At 45.9% G+C, this 23,761-nt stretch carries 25 protein-coding genes; 20 read left to right on the top strand and 5 right to left on the bottom strand.

The features are described 5' to 3' along the window. Positions 1–92 precede the first annotated feature (92 nt). Both AC0VYE_RS07250 and AC0VYE_RS07255 read left to right on the top strand, forming a co-directional pair. Positions 93–482: a globin domain-containing protein gene (locus tag AC0VYE_RS07250; protein WP_076271024.1), complete on the top strand. Its 390-nt coding sequence runs from the start codon at positions 93–95 to the stop codon at positions 480–482. A gap of 4 nt (positions 483–486) precedes the next feature. Continuing rightward, positions 487–1,227 carry a DUF2225 domain-containing protein gene (locus tag AC0VYE_RS07255; RefSeq protein ID WP_475446986.1) on the top strand — a complete coding sequence of 247 codons (741 nt, stop codon included), beginning with the start codon at positions 487–489 and terminating at the stop codon, positions 1,225–1,227. Here the strand turns inward: AC0VYE_RS07255 and AC0VYE_RS07260 are convergent. Continuing rightward, the gene (locus tag AC0VYE_RS07260; protein ID WP_076271026.1) at positions 1,224–1,466 is read right to left on the bottom strand and encodes a hypothetical protein; all 243 of its coding nucleotides are present in this window, start codon (positions 1,464–1,466) and stop codon (positions 1,224–1,226) included. The genes AC0VYE_RS07255 and AC0VYE_RS07260 overlap by 4 nt on opposite strands. Then, positions 1,463–1,627, bottom strand: coding sequence for a YycC family protein (locus AC0VYE_RS07265; RefSeq protein WP_076271027.1), 165 nt, complete (start codon positions 1,625–1,627; stop codon positions 1,463–1,465). The genes AC0VYE_RS07260 and AC0VYE_RS07265 overlap by 4 nt, the downstream gene beginning before the upstream one ends. Before the next feature lie 112 nt (positions 1,628–1,739). Between AC0VYE_RS07265 and AC0VYE_RS07270 the strand changes: the two genes are divergently transcribed. The 15 genes from AC0VYE_RS07270 (at position 1,740) to AC0VYE_RS07340 (ending at position 17,328) form a co-directional block, all read left to right on the top strand. Further along, the gene (locus AC0VYE_RS07270) at positions 1,740–3,524 is read left to right on the top strand and encodes a M3 family oligoendopeptidase (protein ID WP_076271028.1); all 1,785 of its coding nucleotides are present in this window, start codon (positions 1,740–1,742) and stop codon (positions 3,522–3,524) included. 225 nt (positions 3,525–3,749) lie between these two features. Beyond that, positions 3,750–4,634 carry an NAD(P)-dependent oxidoreductase gene (locus AC0VYE_RS07275; protein WP_475446989.1) on the top strand — a complete coding sequence of 295 codons (885 nt, stop codon included), beginning with the start codon at positions 3,750–3,752 and terminating at the stop codon, positions 4,632–4,634. Between the two features lie 125 nt (positions 4,635–4,759). Then, a complete protein-coding gene (locus tag AC0VYE_RS07280) occupies positions 4,760–5,395 on the top strand; it encodes a CBS domain-containing protein (RefSeq protein WP_076271030.1) in 636 nt (211 codons plus the stop codon). After that, the gene (locus AC0VYE_RS07285; protein WP_076271031.1) at positions 5,392–6,192 is read left to right on the top strand and encodes a pyruvate, water dikinase regulatory protein; all 801 of its coding nucleotides are present in this window, start codon (positions 5,392–5,394) and stop codon (positions 6,190–6,192) included. Before AC0VYE_RS07280 ends, AC0VYE_RS07285 begins: the two co-directional genes overlap by 4 nt. Before the next feature lie 35 nt (positions 6,193–6,227). Continuing rightward, positions 6,228–6,626 (top strand): nucleoside-diphosphate kinase, encoded by a 399-nt coding sequence (gene ndk, locus AC0VYE_RS07290; protein WP_076271032.1) that lies wholly within the window; start codon positions 6,228–6,230, stop codon positions 6,624–6,626. Positions 6,627–6,807: 181 nt separating this feature from the next. After that, positions 6,808–7,983, top strand: coding sequence for a P-loop NTPase family protein (locus AC0VYE_RS07295; RefSeq protein WP_475446992.1), 1,176 nt, complete (start codon positions 6,808–6,810; stop codon positions 7,981–7,983). Next, a complete protein-coding gene (locus AC0VYE_RS07300; RefSeq protein ID WP_475449471.1) occupies positions 7,973–9,208 on the top strand; it encodes a CpaF family protein in 1,236 nt (411 codons plus the stop codon). Before AC0VYE_RS07295 ends, AC0VYE_RS07300 begins: the two co-directional genes overlap by 11 nt. Further along, positions 9,205–10,077, top strand: a complete 873-nt coding sequence (locus AC0VYE_RS07305; RefSeq protein ID WP_475446994.1) for a type II secretion system F family protein — start codon at positions 9,205–9,207, stop codon at positions 10,075–10,077. The genes AC0VYE_RS07300 and AC0VYE_RS07305 overlap by 4 nt, the downstream gene beginning before the upstream one ends. Before the next feature lie 18 nt (positions 10,078–10,095). Next, on the top strand, positions 10,096–10,980 hold the full coding sequence (locus AC0VYE_RS07310) for a type II secretion system F family protein (RefSeq protein WP_475446996.1): 885 nt from the start codon (positions 10,096–10,098) through the stop codon (positions 10,978–10,980). 25 nt (positions 10,981–11,005) lie between these two features. Continuing rightward, a complete protein-coding gene (locus AC0VYE_RS07315) occupies positions 11,006–11,191 on the top strand; it encodes a Flp1 family type IVb pilin (RefSeq protein ID WP_076271034.1) in 186 nt (61 codons plus the stop codon). A 12-nt stretch (positions 11,192–11,203) separates the two neighbouring features. Beyond that, entirely contained in the window at positions 11,204–11,929 is a 726-nt protein-coding gene (locus tag AC0VYE_RS07320; protein WP_475446999.1) for a pilus assembly protein, read from the top strand. 52 nt (positions 11,930–11,981) lie between these two features. Then, positions 11,982–14,246, top strand: a complete 2,265-nt coding sequence (locus AC0VYE_RS07325) for a hypothetical protein (RefSeq protein ID WP_475447001.1) — start codon at positions 11,982–11,984, stop codon at positions 14,244–14,246. Next, positions 14,212–15,183, top strand: coding sequence for a TadE/TadG family type IV pilus assembly protein (locus AC0VYE_RS07330; RefSeq protein ID WP_475447003.1), 972 nt, complete (start codon positions 14,212–14,214; stop codon positions 15,181–15,183). The genes AC0VYE_RS07325 and AC0VYE_RS07330 overlap by 35 nt, the downstream gene beginning before the upstream one ends. A gap of 33 nt (positions 15,184–15,216) precedes the next feature. Further along, on the top strand, positions 15,217–15,729 hold the full coding sequence (locus tag AC0VYE_RS07335) for an A24 family peptidase (protein ID WP_475447005.1): 513 nt from the start codon (positions 15,217–15,219) through the stop codon (positions 15,727–15,729). A 30-nt stretch (positions 15,730–15,759) separates the two neighbouring features. After that, positions 15,760–17,328, top strand: coding sequence for a DUF6382 domain-containing protein (locus AC0VYE_RS07340; protein ID WP_475447007.1), 1,569 nt, complete (start codon positions 15,760–15,762; stop codon positions 17,326–17,328). Between the two features lie 9 nt (positions 17,329–17,337). Here the strand turns inward: AC0VYE_RS07340 and AC0VYE_RS07345 are convergent, their stop codons facing one another. From AC0VYE_RS07345 to AC0VYE_RS07355, 3 genes are all read right to left on the bottom strand, one after another. Continuing rightward, the gene (locus AC0VYE_RS07345) at positions 17,338–18,240 is read right to left on the bottom strand and encodes a TIGR01777 family oxidoreductase (protein WP_475447009.1); all 903 of its coding nucleotides are present in this window, start codon (positions 18,238–18,240) and stop codon (positions 17,338–17,340) included. 43 nt (positions 18,241–18,283) lie between these two features. Further along, complete coding sequence (locus AC0VYE_RS07350) at positions 18,284–18,769, bottom strand: hypothetical protein (RefSeq protein WP_076271041.1); 486 nt, start codon at positions 18,767–18,769, stop codon at positions 18,284–18,286. A gap of 156 nt (positions 18,770–18,925) precedes the next feature. Next, positions 18,926–19,363 carry a DUF2621 domain-containing protein gene (locus AC0VYE_RS07355; RefSeq protein ID WP_076271042.1) on the bottom strand — a complete coding sequence of 146 codons (438 nt, stop codon included), beginning with the start codon at positions 19,361–19,363 and terminating at the stop codon, positions 18,926–18,928. A 101-nt stretch (positions 19,364–19,464) separates the two neighbouring features. On the opposite strand from AC0VYE_RS07355, the gene AC0VYE_RS07360 reads away from it, so the two are divergent. From AC0VYE_RS07360 to tkt, 3 genes are all read left to right on the top strand, one after another. Then, on the top strand, positions 19,465–20,595 hold the full coding sequence (locus tag AC0VYE_RS07360) for a deoxyribonuclease IV (protein WP_475447011.1): 1,131 nt from the start codon (positions 19,465–19,467) through the stop codon (positions 20,593–20,595). A gap of 52 nt (positions 20,596–20,647) precedes the next feature. Continuing rightward, positions 20,648–21,550, top strand: coding sequence for a formyltetrahydrofolate deformylase (gene purU, locus AC0VYE_RS07365; protein WP_339207517.1), 903 nt, complete (start codon positions 20,648–20,650; stop codon positions 21,548–21,550). 164 nt (positions 21,551–21,714) lie between these two features. After that, positions 21,715–23,733: a transketolase gene (tkt, locus tag AC0VYE_RS07370; protein WP_475447013.1), complete on the top strand. Its 2,019-nt coding sequence runs from the start codon at positions 21,715–21,717 to the stop codon at positions 23,731–23,733. Positions 23,734–23,761 lie beyond the last annotated feature (28 nt).

Below are 23,761 nucleotides of genomic sequence, written 5' to 3' on the forward strand. Positions count from 1 at the left end.
GGATAAGCATCCCGCGGGCTTTTTTTTGTTAAGTCCGAACTTTTATTTGTGATATAATACTAAATACCTACACAATGGAGATGAATTTGACGATGAATAGGAATATAAGCCTTTATGAGGCTTTAGGCGGATCTGAGACTTTAAGGCTGATAGTTAATTCTTTTTATCCTAAGGTACAAGCCCATCCGTTAATTGGGCCTTTGTTCCCGCAAGATATTGATCCTGTTATAGAAAAACAATATTTATTTTTGACGCAATTTTTTGGCGGGCCTTCTTTATATTCTGATGAATATGGACATCCAATGATGAGAGCAAGACATATGCATTTTCCAATAACCCCTGAACATGCTGGCGCATGGCTTGACTGCATGCAAAGAGCATTGCAAGAGGTAGGTATAAATGACGAGCTGCAAGAGATCGTTATCAACAGACTATCCGGACCTGCACACCACTTTGTAAACACATCTGAAGAGGAGACGTGATTGTATGGAACCGCTCTACCTATCCAAAATCATATGCATTTGCTGTGAAAAGACTTTTATGACTTCGCGCGTTAGACCGAGCTTCAAAAGAGCAGCTAGAATGGACTCTGACTTTTGCGGATATTATAAAACGGACGTAAACCCTGATTTTTATGTTGTACGGGTTTGTCCTAATTGCGGCTTTGCCTCAACTGAGAACGGGATGGAGCGGTTGAATGATCGGCAAAAAAAGAAATATCACGATGAAATCGGAACGCATTGGAATAATCAAGATTATGGCGGGGAGCGCGATCTGAAGAAGGCGATGGCCAGCTACAAGCTAGCGCTTTTATCTGCCCAAGCCATTGACGAGAAGGATCGCGTGCTTGCTGGTATTTTGCATCACATTGCTTGGCTGTATCGTTATGAAGACAATCAGAAAGACGAGAAACGGTTTCTTACGTTTGCACTTCAAGCCTATATTCGTGTATATGAGGCAGAAGGTGTTGCGCTTAACAATGCGAAGCTAATGTTTTTAATAGGGGAGCTGAATCGTCGTATCGGACAATTAAACGATGCTGTACGTTGGTTTTCCCGCGTGGTGAATGATAAAAAAATTGTGGATGCAGCAATGATTCGTGCGAGCCGCGAACAGTGGCAGCTTATACGCGAGGAGATGGAAGCCAGATCGAAACATGCATCCGGCAACCCTTCTCCTGACGACGGAACAGATTTATTGAAGCAGTCGGTCTCTTCTTCCGCTTAGCGGAGCGCCTTTTTTAGAACACGGTTAGTCAGCAAATAATCGCGGTCTGCATCAACAATAGTCACTTTATTATGGCAGCAAGGGAAAACGAGCAATCGTTTCGTACCATCCTGTATGTCTTGGAGCTCTTCTGGTTTTACTGGAAGCAGCACGTTTTCTGCATGGCAGAAGGGACAGCTCGATACATAAAGGTCGCCCATAATAATGTCATAAGGCCAGGCTTTTTCGAACGGAATCATGATTTGTTTTCGCTCTCAGGTGCAGCGTTAGGCTTAGCAAGCTCGGCGAGCTTTTGCAATAATATATGGCGCGGCATATGCATTAAGTGCTCTATTGGGACGCCAAGCTGCTCGGAAAGCTTAACAGCTGTATCAGCAGAAATCTGCAACGGTTTAGACATGGTGTAATTCCTCCAATCTGGATATAATTAAGTTATACACTGCCGAGAAGGTTTGCGCAAATAAAAACGCGGCCGCATCTTGGCTTTTTTTATGGAAGAGAGGATGAGAGCAATGAATAAGGGATATCCGCAAAGCTGGGATTTGGAAGTTTTTTATGAAGGTGGCTCAAGCTCAGCAGCGTTCTTGCAGGAGCTGAAGGGCATGGGTGAGGACATTGAGAAGCTCGATGCCGCACTTTTAACGGAAGCAAGCATTGGAGCTTCTGAAATTGCGACGATGACGGAGCTTCTGCAAAGCATCATTATTAGACTGCGTGAAACAGAGTCGTTTGTTTCTTGCTTGCTCGCTCAGAATATGCGGGACACAGCCGCGAACTCACAAAGCGATCGCGTAAAGACGCTTGCTGCGAAGTTTCTAGGGGTGCTTACCCGCTTTGACAACGTACTGCGAGGTCTTGATGATAGTGAGTGGGAAAAGCTGCTTACGCACCCACAGCTCGCTGAGGTAGCATTTAGCTTGACTGAACGCCGCGAGCTTGCGAAGCAAAAAATGGCTCCTGAGCTGGAAGCGCTGGCTGGAGATTTAGCGGTAGACGGTTACCATGGCTGGGGCGATTATTACAACGTCATTGTATCCAGAGCGAAATTTAACGATGTAGGAAAAGACGGGGAGAAAAAAGTTTTATCCGCTGGTCAAATGCATAACCGTTTATCCGATGGAGACCGAGATGTTCGGAAGGCTGCATTCACAGAGTGGGAGCGGGAATGGGCAGAGCAGGCGGATTTATGTGCAGAGACGTTAAACCGGATTTCAGGCTTTCGTTTAAAGCTGTACGACAAGCGCGGCTGGGATTCGGTGCTGCAGGAGCCGCTGCAAATGAACCGGATGAGCGAAGCTACACTGCAAGCAATGTGGTCTGCAATCCAAGAAAGCAAACATGTACTCGTTCGTTATTTAGATCGTAAAGCGAAGCTGCTCGGTGTGGAGAAGCTAGACTGGCATGATGTAGAAGCGCCAATCGGAGCTGCGACAAAAACAATTCCTTATGACGAAGCAGCAGCTTTTATTATCGAGCAGTTCAAGACGTTTAGTCCCGATCTGGCGGAATTCTCGGAGCTTGCCTTCAAAGATGGCTGGATTGAGGCTGAGGATCGTCCAGGGAAGCGTCCAGGCGGCTTCTGCACCGCTTTTCCAAAGAGCGGTCAAACTCGTGTATTTATGACATATTCAGGTACGGCTTCGAATATCTCGACGCTTGCGCATGAGCTGGGTCATGCTTACCACCAGCATGTCATGAACGATCTGCCAGCGTTGTCGCAAGAATACGCGATGAATGTAGCTGAGACAGCATCGACGTTTGCGGAGCTGATCGTTTCGGATCAAGCACTTAAAACAGCAACGGAGGACGAGGAGAAGCTCGGATTGCTTGAAGATAAAATTCAGCGGTCTGTAGCATTTTTTATGAACATTCATGCACGCTTTTTATTCGAAACTCGTTTCTATGCGCGTCGCAGCGAAGGTTTAGTATCCGTTGAAGAGCTTAATTCCTTAATGGAAGATGCACAGCGGGAAGCTTATTGCGATACGCTAGGTGAGGTGCATCCTCATTTCTGGGCATCGAAGCTGCATTTTTACTTAACGGATGTTCCTTTCTACAATTTCCCTTATACATTCGGCTATCTATTCAGCGCGGGTATTTATGCAAGGGCACTGAAGGAAGGTTCAGATTTCAAAGACAAGTATGTTGCATTGCTTCGTGACACTGGCCGCATGACCGTAGAGCAGCTTGCTAAAGAGCATCTTGGCGTAAATGTGGAAGAGATGGACTTCTGGCGCGAGGCGGTTGCATTGACAGCTGTTGATGTAGATCAGTTTATCGAAATGACAAACAAGTAAAGCGCTTCTTCAGAGGGGCATTTGTAGCAGTAGCATTAGCCGTAGGCATGGGAAACCATTGGTCTACGGCTTTTTTATATGGAATTGGGATGGATAGTATTCTAGCTACTGCAAAAAACTCTGCAAAAACAGGAGTGCATTTCTTTGATTTGCGGGAAGCAAGGCAGATTATATTATAATAAGATTATGTTCGACTATTGAGAAACACAGAGAGGCGGAATGGAATTGATAGAGCATGCAAACAAAAAAGTTGTCGGATTTATTGGAACGGGCATTATGGGCGCAAGCATGGCGGGCCATTTGCTTGATCACGGATATGAAGTGAATGTGTTTAACCGAACGAAATCAAGAGCAGACCTCTTGGTATCAAAGGGCGCTGTTTGGCAGGATTCGCCGAAGTTGGTTGCGGAGCAATCGGATATTATTATTACGATGTTAGGTTATCCGGCCGACGTGGAAGAGGTTTATTTTGGAGCTGATGGTTTATTGCAGAATGCTAGGTCCAATGCGGTGCTTATTGATATGACTACCTCAAGTCCTGCTCTTGCTAAACGAATTGAGGCAGAGGCTGGCAACAGAGGACTTATGGCGCTGGATGCCCCAGTCTCCGGCGGCGATGTAGGTGCGAGGGAGGCTAGACTGTCAATCATGGTCGGAGGCTCGGAGCAAGCCTATAATGCGATATTGCCAATGTTTATGCTCATAGGTAAAAACATCGTTCATCAAGGTGAGGCAGGGGCGGGCCAATTCACTAAGATGTGTAATCAAATCGCGATTGCATCCAATATGATTGGCGTGAGCGAAGCTCTTGCCTATGCCAAAAAAGCGGGGCTCGAGCCTAGCAAAGTATTGAAAAGCATTGAAGCCGGCGCTGCGGGAAGCTGGTCCTTATCCAATTTAGGACCTCGCATTATCAACGGAGATTTTGCTCCTGGCTTTTACGTAAAACATTTCGTAAAAGATATTAAAATCGCCATCGAGTCAGCTGATGAGATGGGTCTTCCTTTGCCTGGACTAGCATTAGCACGATCTTTATATGAGCAACTTATTTCACATGGTGAAGAAAATAGCGGCACACAGGCGTTATATAAAGTTATTTTTAAAGAGTAGGACGACCATATATTGTACATTATTTGTTAATATGATATATTATTTTTAAATAATAGTACTATATAATACAAGTATGACTCATATAGAGGACGGGGGAGAGTACGATTCAATTATCTTCGCGGCAATTGGAGCTTCTTGAGCTTGTGAAGAGGCATGCGCCGATTACCGGTGAGCAGTTGGCAGAATCTCTAGGTGTCAGCAGGCCCACACTGCGCTCGGACTTATCGCTTCTCGTCATGCTTGGATTGCTTGATGCGAAGCCTAAAGTAGGTTATTTCTTAGGCAACACCTATCGCTCAAGCAGCGAACCTTTGCAGCAATTGAACAATATGAAGGTGAGAGAAGTACAAGGTGTTCCCGTTAATGTTCCGGACTCGTTGTCCGTGCATGACGCTGTTATTACGTTATTTACTGAAAATGCAGATACTCTTCTGATCGTTAATGAGCAGAAACGGTTTGTTGGAATCGTAACACCGAAGGATTTGCTGAAAATAACGCTTGGCAACGCTGGTGCTGCATCTATTCCTATCAGTATGGTGATGACCCGTTATCCTAATATTGTGACGCTAATGCCCGACGAATCTGTGATGGAAGCGATTCGCAAAATGTCGCTTCATCAAGTAGATTGTTTACCAGTTATCATTCCGCGCGAGGATCAGGTGACTGATCCAGAGGTTACTGGCTGGGTATCGAAGTCGAACATTATACGTCTTATGGCGGACATCGCGATGGATGGGAAATTGGGGGAGCCAGAGTTATGAAACAGCAGATCATTTATGTATGCTCCGATGCTGTTGGAGAAACGGCGGAAGCTGTTGCAAAGGCGACTTTACGCCAATTCTCCTCAGAACAAGTGAAAATAAAGCGTTACGGCCATATTAAATCCGAGGATGAAATTATTCGTATCGTGGCTGAGGCCGCTAGTACTGGCGGTTTTATAAGCTACACGCTCGTCCAGCCGGAGCTTCGGGAGCAAATGAAAGAAGAGGCTTTTAGAGCTGGAGTTAGAGCCGTTGATGTCATGGGACCGATGATGCAAGCCTACGTTGATACGTTTGGGAGTTTCCCGAAGCGTGAGCCGGGGCTGCTGCACTCCATTGACGATGCTTACCATCGCCGAATGGATGCTATTGAGTTCGCTGTGAAATATGATGACGGCAAGGATGCTCGAGGTTTTGTACAAGCACAGGTCGTCCTGATTGGCGTATCTCGAACGTCGAAGACGCCGCTGAGCATCTTTTTGTCCCATAAAGGAATTAAGACGGCTAACCTGCCGCTAATGCCCGAGGTTAATCCTCCCGAAGAATTGAAGCCTGCACCTGGCAGGCTCATTATAGGTTTAACGATGCAAGCTGAGCATCTTCTGGAGATCCGCTCTGAACGGCTTAAGACGCTGGGACTTCCGGCATCTGCGCAGTATGCGACAACCGAGCGCATTCAAGAAGAGCTTGATTATGCAGAGTCCGTCATGAAATCATTGAATTGTCCTGTTATAGATGTTACAAATCGTGCTATTGAAGAGACTGCAGGTATTATTACTGAATGGCTTAACAAATAAATGGCTATACCGATAGAGACAAAGGGGGATTCAACATGGATAAAACGTTTGTAATGGTAAAGCCAGATGGTTACGCGCGTGGTTTAGTAGGTCGTATTGTTGCTCGATTTGAAGAGAAGGGCTTTAAACTAGTAGATGCAAGGGTAATGCGCCTTTCAAGAGAGCAAGCCGAGACACATTATGAGCATTTGCGCTCAAAGGTGTTTTTTGACGAGTTGGTCGATTTTATCGTTTCGGGGCCTGTATTTGCTATGATATGGGAAGGCAAAGACGCTATTAAAAACGCAAGGAGTCTTATTGGCGCAACGAATCCATCTGAAGCCCTTGCAGGTACAATCCGTGGAGACTTTGCAATCGATGTAGCTAGCAATATTATTCATGGATCTGACTCTATCGAAAGCGCAGAGCGCGAGATCAAAAACTTTTTCCAATAGTCAATGGAATTGTAAGTTAAAGAAATAAGATAAACAGCAGAAAATTCCTTAGTTGACGAATGGAATATGGGTATGGTAAATTTTAAACAAAGTTAATGATCAAACACGGAAGCACCGTATAAGGACGCAGATATCTGCGCCTTCTACGGTGCTTTTTTTGTGTTTTCTAAGCGGAAGGAAGGTGAAAAGGCTGAATAAATATCAACTTGCTGTGGCGGTAAGGGAGCCGGAATACTTGAAGCGGCTGGCTGATTATATGCAAGGCAGCAAGCTTGGCGAGCAATGGCAGATTATCGCGTTCACGCACGCCGATTCTTGGAAGCTCTATGTGAAGCAAGGCTACAAGATTGACTTATTGGCTGCTCAGCCTGAGCTGCTTGCAGAAATGGATGCAGAGCAAGCGGGTATTCCTGTAATTGCTCTAGTGCTACAGCTGGGAGAGAGCAAGGAGAAGCATGAGCTTTTGCAATATCAACCCATTCCCCAGCTGCTGAAGCGTTTTTCGGAGATTCATTCCCAAGCGATAGGACATGCTGCCGCTTCGTCAGGCGCTTATGAGAGGCCGTCTGGCATGAATATTATATCTGTTTATTCGGCATCGGGGGGAGTGGGAAAGACGGTATTGGCGCTGCATTTGGTACATGCTGCAAGTGTGCATCAATGTCGTACCTTTTATCTGAACCTTGAGCGGTGGAACTCTTCTGAAGCTTGGCTGCGCAACCAGCAATATACAGATGACCTCAGTGAAGGAGAAGTGAGAGAGGAGGGTTTGTCAGAACTGCTTTATGGACTCAAGGCACAGCCGGAGCAGTCGGTCAATTGGCTTATGGAGCATCGAAAACGGGATTCGCAGCTTAAGGGTGATTATTTAGCCCCGTGCACCAATTTGGAAGATCGATTGACGCTTAATGAGGAAGATGCGGCTGGAATAGTGAGTACGATTGCTCGAAGCGGGCAGTATGATCTCATTGTCGTTGATTTGGAGGGCGGTCTGGATGAGCTGCACCTTGCTATTTTTGAACGATCAAATCATGTGCTTTGGGTTGCAAGCGATAATCCGTCTGTGAGGGATAAACAAAAAATGGCCCTGCGTTATGGAGCGCAAAAGTGGAGTGATCGCTTTAGCAGCTTGTCCATTAAATTCAAATGCGTGAGAAATTATGTGGTTAATCCGAAGCATACCGTTGATAACGAAATTGATGGCATGGCATGCGCCAAGGTGGGGCTGCCGGAAATTCCTGAATGGCGAGGAGCAAGCCATGTCGCTCTGCTGTCTTCGCCGTTATACCGAGCAGCAGCAGATCAATTATTCAAGCAGCTTTATGTGGAAGGAGGCGGATTGATTGCTGAGCGATGAAACGGTGCTTGAGCTGCGCAACAAGGTACGAGCCAAAATTGATTTTAGCGGCTCACTGTCAGATGAAAGCCTGATGAGAATAGCAGAAGAGATCGTTTTCGAATGGTGCGATCTTCATCCTCTTACCGCAACCGAGAAAGTGAAGCTTGTACGGAGGCTGTTCCATTCTTTTAGAGGTCTTGATATTTTGCAGCCGCTGATGGAGGATGCCTCCATTAGTGAAATTATGATCAATCATCATGCAGAAATATTTGTGGAGCGAAGAGGGAGAATGACACTTTTGCCAGTGTCTTTCGAAAGTAGAGAACGGCTCGAGGATCTAATCCAGACCGTTGTTGCGAGTGTGAATCGTGTCGTTAACGAGTCTACGCCGATTGTTGACGCCCGTCTTAAGGATGGATCTAGGGTGCATGTCGTATTGCCGCCGGTTGCGCTCAAAGGACCATGTATGACCATTCGGAAGTTTCCTGATCAGCCTCTAACAATGGAGGAGCTAGTAGCATTCCACTCGCTCTCGCAGGAAGCGGCATCGTTCTTGAAAGAGCTTGTCGGGGCTCAATACAATATGTTTATAAGCGGCGGAACAGGAACAGGCAAAACAACTTTTTTAAATGCATTGTCGCAGTTTATTCAGCCGGATGAGCGGATTGTGACGATCGAGGATTCTGCTGAGCTACAAATTCGCTCCATTCCTAACTTAGTGGCGATGGAAACGCGCAATGCGAATACGGAAGGGAAAGGGGAGATTACGATTCGCGACCTCATACGTGCCTCGCTTCGGATGCGTCCTAATCGCATTATCGTCGGTGAGGTGCGGGGAGGAGAGGCTCTTGATATGCTGCAGGCATTAAATACCGGCCATGCCGGAAGCATGTCAACGGGCCATAGTAATGGCGCGAAGGATATGATGGCTCGGCTGGAGTCGATGGTGCTAAGTGCAGCAGAATTGCCAGTGATCGTTATTCGCCAGCAAATCGCCTCAGCCATCGATATTGTTATCCATCTATCAAGATTCCGTGATCGCACCCGCAAAGTGACGGAGATATGCGAGGTCATTGGCGTTGAGGATGGAGAAATATTGCTTAATCCACTGTTTATTTTTGAGGAGGAGGGAGAGCGGAATGGCAGAGTGCTTGGCGGGCTAAAACGTACAGCGAATCCGGTAATGAGAATGGACAAATTGACGCTTGCTGGAAAAAGAATGGTCAAAGGAGTAGCGATATGAACAATTCAAGCGGCATGAATAAAAGCAGCAGCCTTCATCGTCAGCATGGGGGACGGATAGAGAGAATGCTCTTATGGTGCGGCTGGGAAAGCGATGCGACGCTAGCGAATCTTCGAGCTGGCCGAACCCTTACCAATTATGAACAATACCCACTTAATCGAAACCAGTTTATTACTACGTCCTTAATCGCAGCTGTGATTTTCTATGGTGCTGTCTTCTTATTTTATCATTCTGTGTTCCTTTCATTTGCAGCGGCAAGCTTGGGTATACTCGCTCCTAGAATTAGACGAAAATTTCTTCTGGAACAGCGCAAGGAGAGACTGAAGCTGCAATTTAAAGAAGCTTTATTTTCACTGACATCCTCGCTTGCAGCAGGGCGCTCTCTTGAAAATGCATTTTTATCTACTCACGATGATTTGAAGCTAATTTACCCTGATGCTCGAACGGAGCTGCTGCTGGAGTTTCAAATCATTCGCTTTCGTCTAGATAACGGCGAGCCCTTAGAATATGCGCTGCGCAACTTTGCTAATCGTGCAGGAATTGATGAGATTACTCAGTTCGTCGATGCACTAGCTGCTTGCAAGCGCTCTGGAGGAGATTTGCTTGAAGTGATGAAACAAACCTCGATCATCATTGGAGAGAAACTTGAAATTGAGCAGGAAATTGCAGTTATGGTTGCTCAAAAAAAATTCGAAGGTCGAATTATGATGGCGGTGCCTTTTGTTTTTTTAGCGTTTTTAAGCCTAGCTGCACCTGACTATATGGCTCCTTTATATGGAGGAATCGGATATTTGCTATTGACGGGAGCGCTGCTGCTTTTGCTTCTTTGCTTTTGGTTGATGGCAAAGATGATGAGTATCCGAATGTAGGACGAAAGGAGACAAAGCATGCTCGCGGCAATTGCGCCGGTTGCTTTAACGGCGATTTGGGTGTACTTGGCAGGAAAAGGAGCATTGTATGCCATATGGCGTCAGCTAATGGGTAGAAAACAAACGAATGACCAAACGCGGCAGCAGCTTATGCAGCTAAGTTTGATTAATCCATTTATGCATGTGCTAGAACGGTTCAAGCTTTTTGATACGCTGCATCTGCCTATGGGCAGCTACCATATGAAGCTCCTCTTATTGAAGGATAGCAGCTGGTCAATTGAGCGGACAAAAGGTGAAGCAACTGCTGCTCTCGGTACGGGATATGCTGCTTTAACAGGCTGTGCTTGGATGAGTTTACTTGGACAGGAGCCTACACTGTTAGTCATGGGGATAGTATTCAGCATCGTGCTAACGATACGCCCTTTCGTAGATGCAAAGCGGCAGGTTGAGGAACGAAAGCAGCAAATTATTATAGAGCTCCCCGTTATGCTCAGCAAGTTAATGCTGCTGGTCGGCGCCGGTGAGACAGTACAGCAAGCGCTAGCAAGATGCTTGGAGGGAAAGGAGGCTGTGCAGCATCCTCTTTACAAGGAATGGGGAGAGACGGTATCTATGCTTCGCAACGGTCAATCGTTCAGTACGGTAATGGAGCGGTTTAATAGAAGATGCGCGGTGCAGGAGGTTTCGATCTTTACAACGGTGCTCTTATTAAATTATCGCCGCGGAGGAGAGCATTTTATTCTTGCATTGCGAGAGCTCTCTTACACTTTATGGGAGAAGCGCAAGGCAATCGCTAGATCGCGTGGGGAGCAAGCCTCCTCAAAGCTTGTATTTCCGCTTGTAGGTATTTTGCTAGTACTCATGATTTTGGTAGCAGCACCCGCAGTACTGCTCATGTCTTAACTTAAATTAGAGAGGAAGATGAAGGATGAGAAAAATAGGCCAATCGCTACGTTCATTTTGGAAAGAGGAAGATGGTTTAGGGACGCTCGAAATTATTTTGATTATTGCGGTTGTCATCATTATTGCACTGTTGTTTAAAGACTGGATTATTGAGCTGATTGAGCGTTTGATGGGCAAAGCAGATGACGAGGCGGACAAAATTTTTAGTTAGCGGGTGAGGCTTTTGAACAGATTGCGAATAAATGCACGGCTGCTTCGCTTGCTTAAGAAGGAGCAAGGCAGCTTTACGCTGGAGTCTACGATTGTATTTCCAATGCTGTTCGGGCTTATATTGTTGTTTATTTTGTTTGGAATGTACATGTACGAGAAGGTCATTGTCTATTATGCAGCGTCTTCAACAGCAGAGCGTGCGGCCTACAGCTGGGATAACAGTAATCGAGATGCAAGGAGCGGCATGCTCAATGAGCCAAGCTATGATGGTTTATATTGGCGTATTGGCGAGGATGGCGTGCTCAGCAGCTTGTTTGGACTGAGAGGAGAAAATGATGCAGCGAAAGTCGTGCTCCCACTTGCTGAGACGGGTGATGGAGACAAGAATGCTTTAGCTATTCGGAAAATAGAGCAGTCTGCTAGATGGTTGGGACAAGCAGGCCTAACATACGAAGGAGAAATTAGCTATTCAAGCAGCATTCTGAGAAGAGTGATCAAAGTCAAACTGAAGGAGCCTTTATCGGCTGAATCCATTGAGAAAAGCTGGTTGAAGCGTGAACCCAAAAGTGCAGCCTCTTCCACGGTTGTTGATCCAACTGAGTTTATTCGGAGTGTTGATCTCGTACGCTATTATTCATCAAGGTTTGCAAACCGGGCTGGAGGAGCGGGGCAAGCAAAGTCTCAGGCCGGTCAAGTGCTGGATACTTATAAAGGTAAGGGGAAGGCGACAAAGCCATAATGTAGCGAAACAGAAAAGGCTTGAAAGGTAACGATGGAGGTGCAAGGCAGCAGTGAGCATAAAAATAGATTCGAAGCATCGTTATCGGCAGTTTATTTGCAAGCTTTTCTTTCGAGAAAATGGGGCAGTGACCGTGTTTTCGGTTATTGTTTTATCCTCGCTGCTTTTGTTTTTCTCTTTGCTTATTGATTATGCCCGAATTGCGGCTCTGCATAAGTTAACAGAGGATGCTGTAAGGTCAAGCGTAAGATCTGTACTCTCTGCTTATGATGATGCTCTTTATAAGCGATATGGTCTATTTGGCCGTGGTGGTACAGACGGTCAAATCATATTCGAGGAAATGATGAAGGCAAATACAGAAACAGCAGATGACTCGGGTCGATCAGGGATGAAGCTGGTTCGCGCTAAGTCAGATGCTGCCGCACTGCATGCAGCGACGTTTCTAGGCAGCCATAACGTATTTTCAAGACAGGTGCTCGAAGAGATGAAGTATAAGGCGCCAGTAGATTTCACATTGGATATCGCAGCAAGGTTTATACCAATGGCAGATGCAATGAAGGAGGCATCGATTGCAATAAGTTTGCTGGAGAGCATGCGGAAGCTGTATGAGAAACGGGAAATTCATCTAGCGAATGTACTTCAAATGCAAAAGCAGATGGCTTCGACGATAAGTGGAAGCAGTCTTTCTATGTTAATTCCTGTCCAGCCAGGTGTAGTAGCAATAGAGGGTAATTCTGCTCTGAGCATCGCAGGGGAATACAGCTCATATGCGGCCAAAGTTATATATAATCAATCGCTAACTGCCGGGGAGAAAAAGTTGAATACAGCGGAAATAGAAGCATACGAGGAGAAAGTGACAGCTTTTGCTATGGAGCTGCGCAAAGTGAGTGATGACATACATAGACAGCATGTGAAGCTTCAGGGAGAAGCAATACAAGCGCTGGAAGCTGCAAGGGCATTAAATGACGATATGCTGAGAATTGTTCAACAAGCCAATCAACAGCCTCAGCATAGTGGATATGATACGGTGTCCAAGCATAAGTCAGCAAATACTGAACAGCATCAGGTTCCCGCTGATGCTGCTTCCGACATTGAGCAGGTAAGGAAAGCTGCGGATGAGCTTGTAAAGACGGATGGATGGTTCACAGAGTACCGTCAGGAGGTGGAGGCGCAGGGCTCGTCTGCTGCTTCACTCGATATGGAAGCAGGGGCTTATCAGTCCAGCAGCCTTGCCGCTATAGTTAAGCCGGTTAAGAGCATAACTGCTGATACATTGCTTGAAAGCGTCACAAGCCTGCGTCTTGCTTATGGGGCATATGAACAGAAATATATTCGACCTGCTAGTGTCATCGTTGATCGACAGAAAGCACTCGATCAGGGTCAGATATCGAAACAGCTTAAACAGCAAAAGGAGCAAGCTGGTTCTCTCTGGAATCAGGCACGCAGCTTGCTGCATGGACTGACAAGTATCCCGCAAATGGAAGAACATCAAAAGGTGTTCGAACAGGTACAGCTGCGTTATAACGATAACCTATTATTCAATGAGCAGCCTGATGAAGCAACAGAGATTGTCGACATGGAGAAGGCAAGTGATGCGCATATGGCAGCTGAGCAGTCTAATACGCTTATGGGTGGATTGTTCTCAGGTATGGCCGGGATGCTGGAGAAAACGAGAGATTCATTATACTTTGGTGAATACGTTATTCAACGCTTCACTTCTTTTGCTCCTCAGCATTTACGTTCGATGATGACTGGAGGAGATATATCAGAGTTGTCACATGCCATTTCATTTCATAATCAGGAAGCGGAATATATTATTTATGGCTTCAACAATCCAGTAGGGAATATAGCCGCTGCATATGGTGAATTGTTTGCGGCTCGACTGGCTGTGAGAACGATGGAGGGGCTGCTTGAAAGCAAATCATTAGGCCATCCATTGCTTATCTTATCAGCCGCGCTTATTTATGGATTAGAGAAATCGATCGAGGATATGCTTGCTTTCTCTGAACGAGGAACTGCTCCACTTTCCAAATACATAAAAGTAGAGCTTTCATATACGGATTATTTACGACTTTTTATTCTGATGCATGGTGCCGATGATGGGGCAAGTCTGGCCCGGATGATTGCAGCCATCGAACTAAACAGTGGGACGATTCTCTCTGCAGTCCCGAGCGGAGTGACAGGTGAAGCAGCCGTTTCGATGGAGCTTTGGTTCATTCCCGGATTAATTCGGACGCTGGGAGCAGTCGGACTTCTGGAAGGAAAGGTTGTAGGCAACCGTTATGAGACGACACAAACGATGGGCTGGTCTTATTAAATGTCGACGCTTTAAGCAGGAACAAGGTTCAATAGTCGTAGAAGCTGCATTAGTTATGCCTATGGTTATAGTTGTGCTGCTAGTCTTCGTCATGCTCATTCGTTTATGTGCGGTACAGTTGGCACTGCATTCTGCTGCTTCTCAGACTGTAAGGCAAATGGCGGCACATATCTATCCAGTAGAACTTGCCTGGCAGCAGGCATCAGCCGTCGTTCCGCTGCCTTCCAAAGGGAAAATTCCTTTGTCTTCATGGAGTGAGATTGCCGCAGAAGCGGCTGAATGGCTGCCTTCACCCGCAGGAGCTTTGGTTTCATCTACATTGCGGGGAGATTTTCGTCCGATTCAAAATATGGCCGCTACTGAAATAGGCAGATCTGTTATTCAGCCGTTAATAAGTGAACTTTCTGATGCAGCCATTATTGATCCCGAGAAGATTAGGCTGAGCTGGCTAGCTCTTCCGGATCTAAATAAGGAGCATGAGCCGTATTTAGCTATCGAGGTGGAATATGACTTTCCGTTAAAGCTGCCTTTTTACGGTAAACCGATTGTCCTCAAAGAGCAAGCCTCCGAACGTGTTTGGATAAGTGACGCCGCACCAGCAAGATATGGTGAAAACAAAAATGATCAAGAAAACATTCCGATTCAAATCGTTTCCATTGAGCCAAATCCGCTCCGGCCTGGCAAGAAAGCTGCCGTTACAGTGAAAACGCTGCCGGGTGCTGCGATTTCTTTGGGTGTTACTTATAAAAGCGGATCAAGTAAAGCGAAACATCTTGGTGAAGCAGTTGCCGATGCAGATGGATATATCAAATGGACCTGGCATGTATCCGGAAATACAACTCCTGGCACATGGGAGCTTAAAGCTTCAGAGGTGAATAAGGAAAACAATCAAGTGTCGATGCATTTTGTCGTTGAAAAGAGCAGCGATAAAAAGTAAGAAAAGACTTAGCCGCTTTGGAGGGGAGTCGCCATGGAGTTTGTTGTGACAGCTGTTGTTGCAGTGTTTTTAGTGATTGCTCTCTATACGGATTTAAAGGCTCAAATTATACCAAATTGGCTGACCGTGACTTTTTTCTCCGCTGCATTTATATATCATACTACTATCAGCGGGTTGGAAGGAGCTGCAATTGCAGCAGTTGGCGCCTTAACCGGATTTATTCCTTTGCTGCTGCTTCATCTTGCCCGAGGAATAGGTGCTGGCGACGTAAAGCTGTTTGGCGCATTGGGAGCTTGGGTGGGAGTATGGTTGGTGCTGCAGATGATGTTTTATGCCATCTTATATGCTGGTGCAATTGGCGTGTGTCTTGTCATTGTAAATCGTGCATTCGGGAAAAAAATGGCTGCTGACGTAACCGCATTTGTCGTGCCAGTGGCAGGGGATAGGAAGCTTCAGTGGCTGCAATGGGCGGAATCAGGCAAAAAGTTTCCGTTTATGCTGGCGGTTGCACCCGCTGCTGTTACGGTATGGTCCATTTTCAGCTAAGTTTTCATGTTACAAGGGGGGATTTGAGAAATGAAAAGCTTTCGGATTGATTTTGCTATGAATCAGTCGCATGAGATGATTATTGATCGAGAGAGCGGTTTGTATAGAAGCGAGCTTGATGAAATTGAGCTTCATATGCTTCATAGCGAGCGAATTCCCTATCTGCTGCCTATTGATTGGTTCGAGCTGGATAGCAAGGTTACATTCCGGTACAAGCTTTCAGGAATGAGAATGCTTTTGCACAGGCTGCAGCAGCAACAGCTCTCGATGGAGCAATACTATACGCTAATATTAGGCGTGGCGGATGCGTTATTCGAATGCAGGCATTATATGCTGCGGCCAGAGGGCTGTCTGCTTGATGAACAATATATTTTTATTGGAGAGAAGCTTCATGATATACGGCTTGCTTATATTCCAATAATGGAGGGGACTGCTGAACAAACAAAAGGAGCGGGCGATCTCTTGGCGTTAATTGTGCGTTTCACCTCTTATGTAGACCGCATTGATGGGGAAGGATTAAAGCGTATGCTTCAGCATTTCGGCAAGAGATGGCCTCTTGAAGAGCTGCGGGCGACGCTGTTGGAATTAATAGGGGAAGCTTCATCTTCATCGAATCAGCGATACGAGGCAATAGAGAAGCCGGAGATGCAGCAAGCAGCAAAACCTGCTCCAACGCAAAAAAATCCACTATTAGATTGGCAGCAGCGATCTGAGTTAGCGAATAGCGATGAAAAAGGGCGGATTCAAATACCAAACCCTTCATTGCGTTCGTACTCTTCCCCGATAATGGAAGAGTTTAAGGATCATGAATTATTTTCAAAACAGTATGTTGACCCTTTGGGTAGGGAAGCGGATGAGCCGGAAACAAAGAAAAAATGGATTGGAACAGCTATTATTGTCATCGCACTTGCATGTGTTTGGAGATTTGTTTATTTTGAAGCTGCTGGTAGGCAGAGCTTATTGATCAGCTCGGGTATTTCTTTGCTGTTACTAGCAGCAGTTATGCTTGTTTGGAAAAAGAAAACAGATGACGAAGCAGACTACGACGAATCGGAAAAAATGATAGAAGAGTCATCGTTCCACTCTGGACTATTTCCAGGGCTTAATCGTGCTCATGCAAATGATGATTCTGTCGAGACGCCAGCTATTAATCCGCCAGAGGATCAGAGCGAATTATTCGAGTCTCAGTCGGCTGCCTCGCTGCATGTTGTAGCAGCAAATCCCATTTCTCATATAGCAGAACCAACAGTATTGCTAGGAAATAATCAATCAATGGAGGGTTTAGGTGAATCGTCAGTATGGCTCCAAAGGAGATGGAAGAGTCAGGAGAACAGGATAGAATTAACAGAAGGAAGCTTTAAAATTGGGCGTTCGGGAGAGCAGGTGAGTTATGCAGAGGGGGCAAGCGGTATATCGCGGCTTCATTTGGAAATTGAAATTTTAGCGGGCGAATATAAAGCGAAAGACTTAGGTTCCCGTAATGGGAGCCTGCTAAATGGACAAATGATGATCCCTTATAAAAGCTATAAGCTAACGATAGGAGATGTCATCCACCTTGCAGGCGAGCAAGGACCAGCGTATGTGCTGAAATCGGAATAAGAAACGAAGCTAACCTTGCCCTACAAGTTCTTCCATTGCACTATTAATCGTTGGATAAAGGAACACGAACCCGTTTTCAAGCGCTCTGCTTGGCAAAGCTCGCTGTCCGTCTAATAGAAGTGTGGACATTTCACCAAATAAAGTTCGCATCACAAAAGCTGGAACCGGGAACCAATGAGGCCGGCTCATTGCTTTGCCAATGGCTCGACCAAATGAATCATTTGTTACAGGTTCAGGTGAAGAAGCATTTATGGGTCCTTCAATAAAGTTGTTGTCCAATATAAATAGGATTAGCCGAATCATATCCTCGAGATGAATCCAAGACAGCCATTGTTTGCCGCTGCCGATCTTACCTCCGCCGAACAAGCGATAAGGCATAGCCATTAAAGGAAAAGCGCCTTCCTTTTTGTCTAGCACAACGCCCACACGAAGCTTAACAAGCCGCTCAGCTGGTATGCTGTCTGCGGCCTGTTCCCATTTCTGAACGACTTCGGATAAAAAATCGGTAACTTTAGTTGGGCTTGATTCATCAAAAATACCGTCTGCTGATATGCCATACGCAGAAATGCCAGAAGCATTAATGACAAGCGGCGGCTTGCGCTCGAGCGATTGTACAAGCTTTGAGATGCGGGCGGCGGCTGTTAGTCTTGATTCCATGACACGCTTCTTGGCAGCTTGATTCCATCTTTGATTAATGGATTCGCCTGTGAGATTGACTATGGCATCTATGCCTTCCAGCAAAGCTGGAGCAGTTTCGAGTTCATCCCAAGTTAATTGGGTAAACCCGTTGCGATTGGATTGATTTTTAGAACTAGTTCTGGAAATAATCCATACTTCATCATTTCTCTCAAGCAAAGCCTTGGTAAGCGCCCTTCCGATAAACCCAGTTCCTCCAGCTATCGCAACCCGCATCCTCGTTCGCTCCTTCAATTCACCCATTACTTCATTTCATTCATTACTTTATTTCTTCAATTTTAACTAACCAATTTTGTTTGAGGGTTGCATCACCTTCAATGGCTTTTTCCGAATACTCAAATTTCACTTTTGCATCGTCCGGCAATGCTTCTAATGTGCTTTTTTGATCATCTGTTACTTGAAGTGCAATTGCGCCGGCAGCTGTTTCTATTTCTATAGAGTGCGAGTCGCTTAGACCGCTATAAATACCTTCATTCACTTTGTTTGGCGCTGCTGGATCCTCGATCGTACCGTTGTTGTTTGTTGCAGTATCTGTCGGTTCCGGTGAAGAAAGACCAGGATCAATGACACCATTATCTTCTGGCAACTGAGTAATAACTGGTCCGTCGGTTGCAGTGCCTTGCTGTTCGTTTCCTGCATTAGTATTGCCACCGCCACATGCGGATGTTGCGAGCATAACAGCGAGAAGAACGGCTCCTGCTGTAGCTGCTTTTTTGTTTCTTCTTCGCTTCGATGAGTTCATCATGAGAACCACCTCCTGTAATTAATAACGAAATAGATGAGTATTAGGTTACATTTTTATATATAACCATAAAATACGAGTATGAAGCATGTGTATAAGAGGGTCATTAATTGATGATTAAATATAAATAAGTTTAAGCCGCACTGATGCGGCTTAAACTTATTTATTAAGTAGATGCTTATAGGGAGTATAGTCGATTCCTTGACGGTCAAGAAAAGTAACAAGACTACGGTAATCACGTTTAGGTGTTGCTCGTATGTAACCTTCGATACAATGCTCGCGCGTAACGGATGATGCGCCATGTTCAATCGCCACTTGACCAATCTTGGCTGCGATAGAATGTTTAGCTATATCACGAAAAGCGCTTGGCACTGGGGAAACAAGCTCGTCCAGCAAACTTTTGGAATCATCATTCCACATGCTGCGACTGCGATCTACCCAGTAGTTTTGCCAATCGAGCTTAGACTTGCCGTCTCGCATCGGAAGCACCTTGAGAAATTTTCGAAACATGAAAAATCCGCCAATCGACATAGCCGCAACCATGACGACCGCCCAAAAAACGATAAAATACATAAACCAGTCGGGGGCAACTTTCATACGTGTCTTTCACCTCAATAATGAATTATACCGTATTCCTAGATTTATTTCGACATTCCTTGTAAAATAAGGTTTGATCAACCGAAAGGGGCGTAATATTTATGTTGAAAATAGGTTCCCATGTATCATTTTCGGACAAGGGGCTGCTCACTGCAGCACAAGAAGCAGTATCGTATGGCTCAAGTACATTTATGATCTACACCGGCGCACCTCAGAATACAAGAAGGAAGCCGATCGATTCGTTATATATTGAAGAAGGAAAAGCGCTTATGGAGCAATCCGGTATTAATGAGATCGTAGTTCACGCGCCTTATATTGTGAATCTTGGCTCGTATAAGGATTCTACGTACGAGCTTGCGGTTTCTTTTTTACAAGAAGAAATTCGCCGTACCGATTACATCGGTGTACGTAATATTGTTCTTCATCCAGGTGCCTATACGGATAAGGATGCAGAATATGGCATCGCTCGTATAGCTGAAGGCTTGAATGAAGTGCTTGCAGGCACAAAAGAAACGAATGTTAACATCGCCCTTGAGACGATGGCAGGCAAAGGCACAGAAATTGGCCGCAGCTTCGAAGAGCTTGCTGCGATTATTGACAAAGTTCAGGATAACGAACGGTTAACTGTATGTATGGATACTTGCCACATGCATGATGCTGGTTACGACCTTGTTCATGATCTGGACGGCGTTCTTGAGCAGTTCGATCGTATTGTTGGATTAAACCGCGTTGCCGTTGTTCACGTGAACGATAGCAAGAACTCATGCGGTGCTGGTAAGGACAGACATGCTCCAGTTGGCGCAGGCTGGCTTGGTCACGATGCCATTCAAAGAATCGTTGAACATGAAGGCCTTAAGGGGCGTCCATTTATACTGGAAACGCCTTGGATTGGCAAGGAAGACAAGACTGAACGTCCGATGTATGAAGCGGAGATCGCTTTGCTCAGCGGCAATGGCAGAGCTCGCTTAGGTGAAAGCTTCTTTGAAGATGTGGAGCGCTTGCATCATTTCTTCGGGAAGCAAGAAATTGATTCCAGAGGTTTTGTACTCTCTACTTGGGATTTGTTAAAAAATGACGCAAAAGCAAAAAAAGCAGACCCGCGCGAGCCGATGGAGCGTCTGTACGATCTTGTAATGGCAGGCGAGGCATTGCCGGCAGGACTAACAGAGGAACAAATCAATCAGCGTATTACGGCTTGGTTTGGCGGCAAAGAGCTGCTTGCTAGACTTTAATTAAAGTTAACATTAATTCATATAGATCATTGCGAAAGGAAGTTTGAAGTCCATGTCATCACCATCCACCCCATCTGAAATAACCGTTGAAGCAGGTGGAAAGAGCGGGCGTGCGCGCATGCTTATTTCTTGTCCGGACCGCCCGGGCATCGTAGCTGCTGTTTCTCATTTCTTATATGAGCACGGGGCTAACATCGTTCAATCGGATCAATATACGATGGACCCGGAAGGCGGAATGTTTTTCATCCGTTTTGAATTTGATCTAGTTGATCTGGACAAGGAGCTTCCACTTCTTATGGAGGACTTCACCAGAGTAGCCGATCGATTTGATATGAAATGGCATACATTCCGTGCCAGCCGCAAGAAACGTCTTGCTGTGTTCGTTTCGAAAGAGGATCACTGCTTGCTAGAGCTGCTTTGGCAGTGGAAGGCAGGGGATCTTGATGCCGATATTTCAATGGTTATAAGCAACCACCCTGATATGCGCGAACTGGTCGAATCCTTTGGCATTCCGTATTACCATATCCCAGTTACAGCGACTACAAAAGAAGAAGCCGAGCGCAAGCAAATGGAAGTTGTTGCAGATAAAGCGGATATCATTGTATTGGCGCGTTACATGCAAATCATTTCGCCTAAGTTCATTGAACAATTTCCAAATCGGATCATTAATATTCACCACTCATTCCTACCCGCTTTCGTTGGGGGCAAGCCTTATGCGCAGGCATATACACGCGGCGTAAAAATTATCGGCGCGACAGCGCATTATGTAACAGAAGAATTAGACGGCGGGCCGATTATCGAGCAGGATGTTCAACGCGTCAGCCACCGTGACAACGTCGATGATTTGAAAAGAATCGGTCGGACAATTGAACGGGTCGTTCTCGCAAGAGCTGTGAAATGGCATATTGAAGATCGTGTAATCGTGCATAATAATAAAACTGTTGTATTCAACTAACTGTATTTTTATGCGAATTATCTATTTTTTTTGATGGAAAACGAGCATGCAGAGTGATACAATATTCAAAGTTATTGCGTACTGGTATGACGCTGTATCGTTGTTTTTAGAAACCATATAACGAGATGAAATTAGACAAGCTTAGACCATAGGAGGAAATTGTAATGTCAGTCACACAAAAGTCGGTTGAACAGCTTTCTATCGATACGATCCGTACACTTGCGATCGATTCCATCGAGAAAGCGAAATCAGGTCACCCTGGTATGCCAATGGGCGCTGCTCCAATGGGCTATCAATTATTTGCAAAAAATATGAAGCATAATCCATCGAACCCTACTTGGGTAAACCGTGATCGTTTTGTTTTGTCTGCGGGTCATGGCTCTATGCTGCTTTACAGCTTGCTTCACCTCTCCGGCTATGATTTGCCTATGGAAGAATTGAAAAACTTCCGTCAATGGGGCTCCCTAACACCAGGACACCCTGAGTTTGGCCACACGGCTGGCGTTGATGCAACAACGGGTCCACTTGGACAAGGTATCGCTATGGCGGTTGGCATGGCAATTGCGGAAGCACAGCTGGGCGCTACTTACAATAAAGAAGGCCACGAGCTTATTAACCACTTCACCTACTCCATTTGCGGCGACGGCGACTTGATGGAAGGTGTCTCTCATGAAGCTGCATCCTTCGCAGGCCACCTGCAGCTCGGCAAATTGGTCGTTCTATATGATTCCAACGATATTTCGCTTGATGGCGAATTGAGCCTTTCTTATTCCGAGAGCGTTCAAAAACGTTTTGAAGGCTACGGCTGGCAAGTGCTTCGCGTAGAAGATGGAAACGATCTAGATGCTTTGTCCAAAGCCGTTGCTGAGGCGCAAGCAGATCTATCCAAACCAACTTTAATCGAAGTAAAAACAGTAATCGGCTACGGCAGCCCGAACAAAGGCGGCAAAGGCGGACATGCTGGTCCTCACGGATCACCGCTTGGTGCTGATGAGACAAAATTGACGAAACAAGCTTACGGTTGGTCTGAAGAGCTTCAGTTCCACGTGCCTGACGAAGTTCGCGCTCACTTTGCAGATGTGAAAAGCAGCGGCGAGCAAGCAAATGCACAGTGGGATGCAAGCTTCGCAGCTTATAAAGAAGCTTTCCCGGAGCTTGCAGCTCAGTTCGAGCTTGCTATCTCTGGCGCAATGCCTGAGGGCTGGGACGCTGACCTTCCAGCATACACAACTGCGGACAACGCGGTTTCAACTCGTGTAGCTTCAGGAAATGCACTTAACGGTCTTGCGAAAAACGTTCCGACTATTTTCGGTGGTTCTGCTGACCTTGAGAGCTCGACAATGACTCATCTGAAAGGTTTGACACAATTCAAACCAGGCAGCTACGATGGCCGCAATCTTTATTATGGCGTACGTGAATTCGGTATGGCTGCTGCCATGAACGGTATTGCTCTTCACAGTGGTTTGAAAGTATTCGGCGGTACGTTCTTCGTATTCACAGATTACCTTCGTCCTGCTGTTCGTCTTGCTGCATTGATGAAGCTGCCTGTTGTTTATGTATTGACGCATGACAGTATCGCAGTTGGCGAAGACGGTCCTACACATGAGCCGATTGAACAGCTTGCTTCGATCCGCATTATTCCTGATCTAACGGTTATCCGTCCAGCTGATGGCAACGAGGCTTCCGCAGCATGGGCTTATGCTGTAGAGAACACTGGCAACCCGGTAGCGCTTGTTCTTACTCGCCAAAACTTGCCGATTCTTGAAGGCACAGTGAACGGTGTTCATGAAAACCTGCGCCGCGGCGCATACGTTGTATCTGATGCAGCAGATGGCAAGCCGCAAGCACAAATTCTTGCAACGGGCTCCGAGGTTCAACTTGCTGTAGCAGCTCAAAAAGCTCTTGCAGAAGAGGGCATTCAAGTACGTGTTGTCAGCATGCCAAGCTGGGATTTGTTCGAGAAGCAATCGAAGGAATACAAAAATTCCGTCATTCTTCCTGAAGTTAAAGCCCGCCTTGCGATTGAAATGGCTCATCCATTTGGCTGGGAGCGTTACACAGGAGATCAAGGCGATATTCTTGCTATCGACCGTTTCGGCGCATCAGCACCTGGCGATCGCGTAATCAAAGAGTATGGCTTTACGGTCGAAAACGTTGTTAGCAAAGTGAAAGCATTGCTGTAATAGCTTGTACAACAGATCATCAAAGCTT

This window comes from Pristimantibacillus sp. Z349TD_6 (assembly GCF_056173205.1).

Excerpts from the sequence above, each read along its gene's own strand:
- tkt (WP_475447013.1), top strand. The coding sequence starts at position 21,715 with ATGTCAGTCACACAAAAGTCGGTTGAACAGCTTTCTATCGATACGATC.
- AC0VYE_RS07330 (WP_475447003.1), top strand. The coding sequence starts at position 14,212 with ATGAGACGACACAAACGATGGGCTGGTCTTATTAAATGTCGACGCTTT.
- AC0VYE_RS07340 (WP_475447007.1), top strand. The coding sequence starts at position 15,760 with ATGAAAAGCTTTCGGATTGATTTTGCTATGAATCAGTCGCATGAGATG.
- AC0VYE_RS07250 (WP_076271024.1), top strand. The coding sequence starts at position 93 with ATGAATAGGAATATAAGCCTTTATGAGGCTTTAGGCGGATCTGAGACT.
- AC0VYE_RS07265 (WP_076271027.1), bottom strand. The coding sequence starts at position 1,627 with ATGTCTAAACCGTTGCAGATTTCTGCTGATACAGCTGTTAAGCTTTCC.
- AC0VYE_RS07255 (WP_475446986.1), top strand. The coding sequence starts at position 487 with ATGGAACCGCTCTACCTATCCAAAATCATATGCATTTGCTGTGAAAAG.
- AC0VYE_RS07360 (WP_475447011.1), top strand. The coding sequence starts at position 19,465 with ATGTTGAAAATAGGTTCCCATGTATCATTTTCGGACAAGGGGCTGCTC.
- AC0VYE_RS07260 (WP_076271026.1), bottom strand. The coding sequence starts at position 1,466 with ATGATTCCGTTCGAAAAAGCCTGGCCTTATGACATTATTATGGGCGAC.
- AC0VYE_RS07350 (WP_076271041.1), bottom strand. The coding sequence starts at position 18,769 with ATGATGAACTCATCGAAGCGAAGAAGAAACAAAAAAGCAGCTACAGCA.
- AC0VYE_RS07270 (WP_076271028.1), top strand. The coding sequence starts at position 1,740 with ATGAATAAGGGATATCCGCAAAGCTGGGATTTGGAAGTTTTTTATGAA.
- AC0VYE_RS07315 (WP_076271034.1), top strand. The coding sequence starts at position 11,006 with ATGAGAAAAATAGGCCAATCGCTACGTTCATTTTGGAAAGAGGAAGAT.
- AC0VYE_RS07285 (WP_076271031.1), top strand. The coding sequence starts at position 5,392 with ATGAAACAGCAGATCATTTATGTATGCTCCGATGCTGTTGGAGAAACG.
- AC0VYE_RS07305 (WP_475446994.1), top strand. The coding sequence starts at position 9,205 with ATGAACAATTCAAGCGGCATGAATAAAAGCAGCAGCCTTCATCGTCAG.
- AC0VYE_RS07335 (WP_475447005.1), top strand. The coding sequence starts at position 15,217 with ATGGAGTTTGTTGTGACAGCTGTTGTTGCAGTGTTTTTAGTGATTGCT.
- ndk (WP_076271032.1), top strand. The coding sequence starts at position 6,228 with ATGGATAAAACGTTTGTAATGGTAAAGCCAGATGGTTACGCGCGTGGT.
- AC0VYE_RS07355 (WP_076271042.1), bottom strand. The coding sequence starts at position 19,363 with ATGAAAGTTGCCCCCGACTGGTTTATGTATTTTATCGTTTTTTGGGCG.
- purU (WP_339207517.1), top strand. The coding sequence starts at position 20,648 with ATGTCATCACCATCCACCCCATCTGAAATAACCGTTGAAGCAGGTGGA.
- AC0VYE_RS07345 (WP_475447009.1), bottom strand. The coding sequence starts at position 18,240 with ATGCGGGTTGCGATAGCTGGAGGAACTGGGTTTATCGGAAGGGCGCTT.
- AC0VYE_RS07310 (WP_475446996.1), top strand. The coding sequence starts at position 10,096 with ATGCTCGCGGCAATTGCGCCGGTTGCTTTAACGGCGATTTGGGTGTAC.